6 protein-coding genes and 1 pseudogene are annotated in these 6,045 nt (G+C 45.0%); all 7 read left to right on the forward strand.

The features are described 5' to 3' along the window. Positions 1-927 (forward strand): annotated as a pseudogene (locus ACEW8S_RS13895) (glutamine synthetase type III); the annotation flags it as partial. Positions 928-935: 8 nt separating this feature from the next. After that, complete coding sequence (locus ACEW8S_RS13900; RefSeq protein WP_373518743.1) at positions 936-2,114, forward strand: AIR synthase related protein; 1,179 nt, start codon at positions 936-938, stop codon at positions 2,112-2,114. 331 nt (positions 2,115-2,445) lie between these two features. Further along, positions 2,446-2,889 carry a ubiquinol-cytochrome c reductase iron-sulfur subunit gene (locus tag ACEW8S_RS13905; protein ID WP_373518744.1) on the forward strand — a complete coding sequence of 148 codons (444 nt, stop codon included), beginning with the start codon at positions 2,446-2,448 and terminating at the stop codon, positions 2,887-2,889. 27 nt (positions 2,890-2,916) lie between these two features. After that, positions 2,917-3,351: a thioredoxin family protein gene (locus ACEW8S_RS13910; protein ID WP_373518745.1), complete on the forward strand. Its 435-nt coding sequence runs from the start codon at positions 2,917-2,919 to the stop codon at positions 3,349-3,351. Beyond that, complete coding sequence (locus ACEW8S_RS13915) at positions 3,348-4,343, forward strand: FAD:protein FMN transferase (protein WP_373518746.1); 996 nt, start codon at positions 3,348-3,350, stop codon at positions 4,341-4,343. The genes ACEW8S_RS13910 and ACEW8S_RS13915 overlap by 4 nt, the downstream gene beginning before the upstream one ends. 78 nt (positions 4,344-4,421) lie before the next feature. After that, entirely contained in the window at positions 4,422-4,631 is a 210-nt protein-coding gene (locus ACEW8S_RS13920) for a DUF4266 domain-containing protein (protein WP_373518747.1), read from the forward strand. 78 nt (positions 4,632-4,709) lie between these two features. Then, positions 4,710-5,987, forward strand: a complete 1,278-nt coding sequence (locus ACEW8S_RS13925; RefSeq protein WP_373518748.1) for a DUF3570 domain-containing protein — start codon at positions 4,710-4,712, stop codon at positions 5,985-5,987. Positions 5,988-6,045: the final 58 nt, after the last annotated feature.

Raw genomic sequence — 6,045 nt, forward strand, 5'->3', positions numbered from 1 at the left:
GATGAATTGGAAGGTGTTTCAAAAGGAAAGCTATCCCCCGAGGAAAAAACGGAACTTAAATTGAACGTCGTAGGCAAGATTCCCGAAATTTTGTTGGACAATACCGACCGTAACCGCACCTCGCCCTTTGCCTTTACGGGAAACAAGTTCGAGATGCGAGGTGTTGGTACCCTGACGAACTGCGCCAAACCTATGACGGTGTTGAACACCATCGTTGCCAAACAGTTGCGGGATTTTAAAAAGGAAGTGGACGCATTGATCGATAAGAAAAACCTTAAAAAGGATGAGGCGGTATTCAATGTGCTGCGGGAATATATAAAAACATCAAAACGGATACGTTTTGATGGTGACGGTTATAGCGATGAATGGCAAAAAGAGGCAAAACGACGAAAATTAAGCAACCATAAGAATACGCCCAATGCACTTCAAATCATGACATCCGCAGAAAGTGTGGCACTTTTTAAGGATATGGGGGTTTTGAGCGAAGCCGAGGTCAGGGCACGCCAGGAAATCGAGTTCGAGGCCTATGTCAGGCACTTGCAGATCGAAGGCCGGGTCTTTGACGAACTCGTCTACAGCCAAGTGATTCCCGCAGCCATCGAATACCAGAACCAATTGATAAAAAATGTACTTGGATTAAAGGATATTTACGGCGCGGCCCATAAAAATCTCTCTGACGGACCATCGGGAATCATAGAACAGATTGCCGAACATTTGGTATCCCTCAAGAAAACTACCGATGCCATGACCGACGCAAGAAGAAAAACGAACAAAATTACCGATACCCAGAAAAAAGCTTTTGCCTATTGCGATAATGTCAGACCCTTTTTCGAAGATATCCGGAAGCACTGCGATAAATTAGAACAACTCATTGATGACCGCCTATGGCCGTTGACGAAGTATCGGGAGCTGTTGTTTATAAAATAGAAAAAGAAATGAGTTCATCCACCAGCGAAAGATACAGTCAAAGGGGGGTTTCCGCCTCTAAGGAAGATGTTCACAACGCTATCAAAAACATTGATAAAGGACTTTTCCCACAAGCCTTCTGTAAAATTGTTCCCGATTATCTAACAGGGGATGAGGACTATTGCCTGGTCATGCATGCCGATGGTGCGGGTACGAAATCCTCCTTGGCGTATATGTATTGGAAGGAAACCGGTGATGTTTCCGTTTGGAAGGGAATCGCCCAAGATGCGCTTATCATGAACATTGATGATTTGATCTGTGTCGGGGCTACGGACAATATTATGCTTTCTTCAACCATAGGTCGGAACAAGAATCTGATTCCGGGCGAAGTCCTTTCCGCCATCATCAACGGTACCGAAGAACTGATTTCCGATTTGGCCGAACATGGCATAAGCATTCGTTCTACAGGTGGTGAGACGGCCGATGTGGGTGATCTTGTGCGTACCATTATCGTAGATTCCACTGTGACGGCACGTTTGAAAAAGGCCAATGTCATTGACAATGCCAACATAAGGTCGGGCGATGTCATCGTCGGTCTGGCATCTTTTGGGAAAGCTACGTACGAAAAGGAATACAACGGTGGTATGGGTAGCAACGGACTCACTTCGGCCCGGCATGATGTTTTTTCGAAATATCTGGCCGATAAGTATCCTGAAAGCTACGATGCATCCGTACCCAAAGGATTGGTGTATTCCGGGAAAACCAAATTAACGGATTCCGTCGAAGGTTCTCCTCTCGATGCCGGTAAACTGGTGCTTTCCCCAACCCGCACCTATGCGCCGATAGTGAAAAGCATCCTAGAAAAATATACATCCAAAGATATTCATGGCATGGTACATTGCAGCGGCGGTGCCCAGACCAAAATCCTACATTTCATTGACAGCCTCCATATTATTAAGGATAATCTTTTCCCTATACCGCCGTTGTTCAAGTTGATCCAGGAACAATCGGGAACGGATTGGAAAGAAATGTACCAAGTGTTTAACTGCGGGCATCGGCTGGAGTTGTATGTCGATCCATCCATCTCCGATGATTTGATTTCTATTTCACAAAGTTTTGATGTCGATGCGAGAATTGTGGGCAGGGTAGTGGCACATCCCTCTAAAAAATTGACCATCAAAAGCAAATTCGGCAGCTTTTCCTATTGATCAATCATTTTGCCATTCTCCATAGGCGATTCCCCATCCGCAATCGCCATCCACCCAATATCGTAAAAGTCCCCGATGCTAAAAATCCTAATTTAGACATCCTGTATGAAGTATCCATCACCCATCACGTGACATCGCTGTTCCGTCACCTGTCGTCCGTCCGAAACACGCTCCCTTAGGGCTATAGTTTCTGTTTCGAACGTTGAATTTGGCCATAACCCATATCAAAGTATACTTTTCCTACAATTGTAGCGTTCAATACTCATACCATTTAGAAAATCATAAAAACTCGTTTTCTAAGTGGTAGGCCTATTTATACTAAACCATTGTTATGGAAAGAAAACAATTTCTCAGAAGCCTAGGGGCCGGTGCCGCATTTGCCATCGCCTTTCCCTGTTTGGGCGCATGCTCGAAGGACGATGGCGGGGCGGGCGGAAACACCCCCGTGCCGAGTGGCGTTGATTTTACCGTGGATTTGGAATCTTCGGAAGCCCGGAAATTGGCCAAAAACGGAGGTTTTATTTTGAAAAATTCAGTGGTAGTGGTCCAAAACCTCGAAGGTAATTTTGTAGCGGCCAGCCAGGTATGTAGTCATGAAGGTTATGCAGAAGTCAGGTTTACGGACCGTGAAGGCGGCATCTTTTTCTGCGATGTGCATGGATCCCGCTTTGAGCAAAACGGAACTCCCATGAACCAGGTCGACAGCCGACCGGCCAAGTCCCTTAAAATTTTTAAGACTGAACTAACCGGAACGGTCCTCCGGATATTTGAATAATGGGCTGATTTTGCCTTATGGGTTGCTATGAAGAAATACCTCTCCATTTTACTACTGTTTTTTGCATCCGCACTTTTTGCCCAAGAGTGGCAAGCGAGTTATGCAGAAGCGCTTACGGTAGCCAAAGAACGGCATAAACCTATGCTTTTGGTGTTCGCCGGTTCCGATTGGTGTGCTCCTTGTATCAAACTGGATAAAAGTATCTGGCAATCCGATATTTTTCGCACCTACGCCAATAAAAATTATGTGCTTTACAAAGCGGATTTCCCCAAGAAAAAAGCGAATCGATTACCGGTAGCGGTTGCAGAACAAAACAATGCACTGGCGGGGAAATATAATCCGAATGGACATTTTCCACTGGTTTTGCTTTTGGATAGCCATGAAAACAGTTTGGGCGAGACCGGATATCTGAAAAGCACGCCGGAAGCGTATATAAAACGTTTAAATTCCTTTTTAAAGTGAGATTATTGACCTGCATCCTCTTTTGCTTTTTGACCGTGGGCGTTTTTGGCCAGGAAAAGGAGTATGTCACCTCGAACAAGACCCTGAAATTGATGGGTACCCGTTTCGATATTACCGTGGTAGCCGGTAACCACGATGTAGGCCAGATCAATATCGATGAGGCTACCGCGGAGATCAGGCGTATCGAGGCCTTGATTTCATCTTGGAATCCGGATTCCGAGACGTCGTTAATTAATCAAAATGCTGGAATCCGCCCCGTAAAAGTAAGCCTGGAAATTTTTCAGCTGATCGAACGGGCCAAACAGATATCGGAACTTACCGATGGGGCTTTCGATATCTCCTTTTCTTCCATGGATGAACTTTGGAAATTCGACGGCTCGATGAAGCGCAAACCTACGGATGAAGAACTGGAAGAATCCATAACCAAGGTCGGATATCAAAAAATCCTTTTGAACGAAGACGATCAGACCGTTTTTCTAAAGGAAAAAGGGATGAAAATTTCCTTCGGCGCCATCGGAAAAGGATACGCCGCCGATAAGGCCAAAGATCTGCTGATATCGAAACAGGTCGTCGGAGGAATCATAAATGCCGCGGGAGACCTTACGACATGGGGCACCAAGCCTAACGGGGATAAATGGCTCATCGGTATTGCCAATCCGCTGAGTAAAGAAAAGATATTTTCATGGCTGCCCATAGTTGAATCCTCGGTGGCGACCTCCGGCAATTATGAAAAGTTCGTCGTTTTTGATGGTATAAAGTATTCCCATATCATCGATCCTAGAACCGGTAACCCGTCGACAGGCGTGAATAGCGTGTCTATATTCGCCAAAAGTGCCGAGATTTGTGATGCCCTGGCCACGGCGGTCTTCATCATGGGCAAAGATGCGGGACTTTCGCTGATCAACCAATTAGGGGGTACCGAAGTTATTTTGGTGGATAGCGATAACAAGGTTCATAAGAGTAGCGGAATTTTGTTTGAGAGTACCCCATAAGGCTGATTCTAAATTGAAATGCTATTCTGATTTTACTAAATCCATTCGCAACTGGGCGAACTACCTAAGATTTCAGTGTTGAAAAAAGTACTACTTCTTTTTGTGTTTGGCGTGTTTTGTACCTCCTGCGTAGCGGTAAAACCCTACGAAAAAGCGTACATTAATGATGACGAAATGCAGCTTTCGGCAAAGGAGTCGGAACGTTTCGAGACTAATTTTCAGGTGTATCGCGAGGCCGCTGCAGGCGCCAATGGTGGGAAGAGCGGGGGAGGCTGTGGCTGTAATTGATTTGAAATTTGAATTCTAAATGTTCTAGCCAGCGACCTATATACCTTTTAAACTACAACCAAACCGAACTCATCAAAATTGAAATTTACAATCACAATAGGGCTAGTTCTCACCATTACCTTGGCTTTCTCCCAAGAAGATACCTCCTATAAAAAACGGGTCTTGGAGTCCGCTGAAATCGATCTGCTGTTCAGTTATTACGGACAAGATGGTCAAAACGCCGCGGTAACGGGGGGGTCGGGAACGGAAGAATTGACCGATGCTACTTCCGCTTTAGTGGTTAGTATCCCATTGAACGATGATGATGTCTTGACCGCCGATGTGGGTATCTCGGCCTACACTTCGGCTTCTTCAAGTAATATAAATCCCTTGGATGGCGATGTGAACCGAACGGTGAGTCCGTTCAGCGCTTCTTCGGGGGCTTCGCAGCAAGATGTGCTGGTTCATTTCAATCCGTCGTACGCGCACAGTTCTGAAAATCGCAATTCGATGATTACCGCGAACGCCTATGTTTCTTCGGAATACGACTATTTTTCCTTGGGATTTGGCGGTGGATATTCCCGTTCGTTCAATGAAAAAAATACAGAGGTGTCGTTTAGCGGCAAAGTGTATTTTGATAAGTGGAATCCCCAATATCCCATTGAACTAAGGGATGGTTTTTTTGATTCCCGAACGGTCGGTAACGGTATTTATGCGCCAGATTTCAATGCATTTTCAGACGTGCAACGAAATTCATATTCGCTTTCATTGGGCCTTTCCCAGATTTTGGGCAAAAGATGGCAAGGAGCTATTTTTATGGATGCCGTTGTACAGAATGGCCTTCTCAGTACCCCTTTCCAACGGGTGTATTTTGGTGATTCAAACGATTTTTTTATTGAGGATTTTCAATTGGCCGACGATGTGGAACGACTGCCGAATAGCCGGTTCAAATTGCCCATGGGTGGAAGATTGAACTATTACCTGAACGATACATTTATTTTGAGAAGCTACTACCGATTCTATTATGATGATTGGGGCATTACGGCACATACGGCCAGTTTGGAGGTGCCGATCAAATTAAGTGATGCCTTTACTTTGTATCCGAACTATCGGTTCTTCAAACAATCTGCAGCGGACTATTTTTATGAAAAGGATGTCGCCCTAACAAGCCACAGTTTTTATACTTCCGATTATGACCTTTCGAAATATTATGCCCATCAATACGGTTTGGGCATTCGGTATAAGGATATTTTTACTAAGGCGAAAATCCTCAGTTTCGGGTTGAAGGCTTTAGATCTGCGGATAAACAACTATAGCCGTAACGACGGACTGCATGCTTTCATTGTTAGTTTGGGCACGACGTTTGTCGCAAATTGAGGATGTCACGGGTTTCTTCCACCTCAAGAAAAATTTCATGGCAGTATACCGGAATTAG

It is taken from the genome of Pricia sp. (assembly GCF_041745955.1).
In the GTDB taxonomy this organism is placed as follows: Bacteria; Bacteroidota; Bacteroidia; order Flavobacteriales; family Flavobacteriaceae; genus Pricia.